The sequence below is a fragment of the Pseudomonas sp. P5_A2_2 genome, from assembly GCF_054177685.1.
On record NZ_JBGCUL010001114.1, the window covers coordinates 1 to 1377 of the forward strand.

Consider the following 1377-nt stretch of genomic DNA (forward strand, 5'->3'; position numbering starts at 1 on the left):
CTGATACGGTTGATGGTGGGACCGAACCCGATCGAAACCTTGTCGTTAAAGGCATAGCTGACGGTGGGCTGGAACGTAAGTGTCGTGACCTCGCTTTTGTTGGCGTAGTAACGCCCGGCATAACCGCTGCCATAATCGGTCATCAGACCGAACGGTACATAAAAACCAACACCGAACGCCCAATGCTCATCGATGGGTTTGACGTAGTAACCCATAGGCACCGTGGTCGTGGGCACCATATCACCATCTTCCTGACCTCCGAATGTACTGCGGGTCTGGCTTATGTCGGACTTCGCGAAAAGAGTCGCCGCCCCCACGCTGACCTGCTCTCTTTTCAAGCGGGACATTCCCGCGGGATTACCGAAGACCGTGCTCGCATCTTCAGCGGAGGAGGAGCGACCGGCAAACCCGGATCCCATCCCACTGATGCTTTGTTCATTGAGAGCGAAGCCGCTTGCAAAAACGCTTGAGGATGCGAGCACGACAGCAAGGCCCAATGGGCTCTTGAGCAATATTGTTTTCATTGTTTGAACTCTATGGGTATCACTGAGATGAAGCAGTAGAAGCGACGGATCCCCATACTTATTCATGTGACCAATTCAGTCAATAGTCACAAATCATATAAATAAAATGCCCTTCGAAAGATGGGAAGAAGGGCAAAGTGAGAAGCCGTTTTGATGATCGGGTGCTGACCCGGGTATGCCGTAACCGTTTAGCCGAAGGTCAAGGCATGAGGCTACGCAAGATGAGGTTGGAGGTGAGCGTGGGCGCTTGCTCGACGAAATCGAGGTTGTACTGCAACAGCAAAGGATTGACGAATGGCCGCAGCGCGAGATGTATCGATTCTACCGTCTCGTCCAGCGGAGTCTTGCGTTCAAATTCGCCAATTTCTCGCCCTTCCCGCACGATTTGCAACACGAAGTGTTTGATCCGTGCGTCATAAGCCTGCGTACTGGGCCAGCTTTCCGACGCCGCGAACGCTGCAATGTCATAGAGTTTTCGGTCGTTGAAGAACAGATTCACACCTGTGGCGATCACCGTCTTGACCAAGCGTCGAAAGCGCTCCGTCGGCGACAGGTCTTCTACATTGACAGCCTGCTCCACAGCCGCGACGATTTCTGCCAGGCAATTTGCGCAGATGGCTTCACCGATCGCCTGCTTGGAATCAAAAAATTTGTAGATGTAGGCCTTTGAAAATCCGATGGCCTTGGCCAGGTCGGAAACCGTGGTTTWGCCGTAGCCGTACTGACTGAAATGCTCATTGGCCGCCGCGACAATCTGGTCTCGAATGTCGTGATCGGCTGGGCCACGGGGGCTGGGCGAAGATGAAGATATTGATGGCTGATTCATGAGCACAGCTTACTCACCCTATCGAAG

Annotated in this window: 2 protein-coding genes; both read right to left on the reverse strand. The window is 53.1% G+C overall.

The genetic code is table 11. The features are described 5' to 3' along the window. Nucleotides 1-524: OmpP1/FadL family transporter (locus tag ACXRVY_RS29280; RefSeq protein WP_458238994.1), on the reverse strand; the 524-nt coding region annotated here is incomplete at its 3' end. A 199-nt stretch (nucleotides 525-723) separates the two neighbouring features. Further along, nucleotides 724-1350, reverse strand: a complete 627-nt coding sequence (locus tag ACXRVY_RS29285; protein ID WP_458238995.1) for a TetR/AcrR family transcriptional regulator — start codon at nucleotides 1348-1350, stop codon at nucleotides 724-726. Nucleotides 1351-1377: the final 27 nt, after the last annotated feature.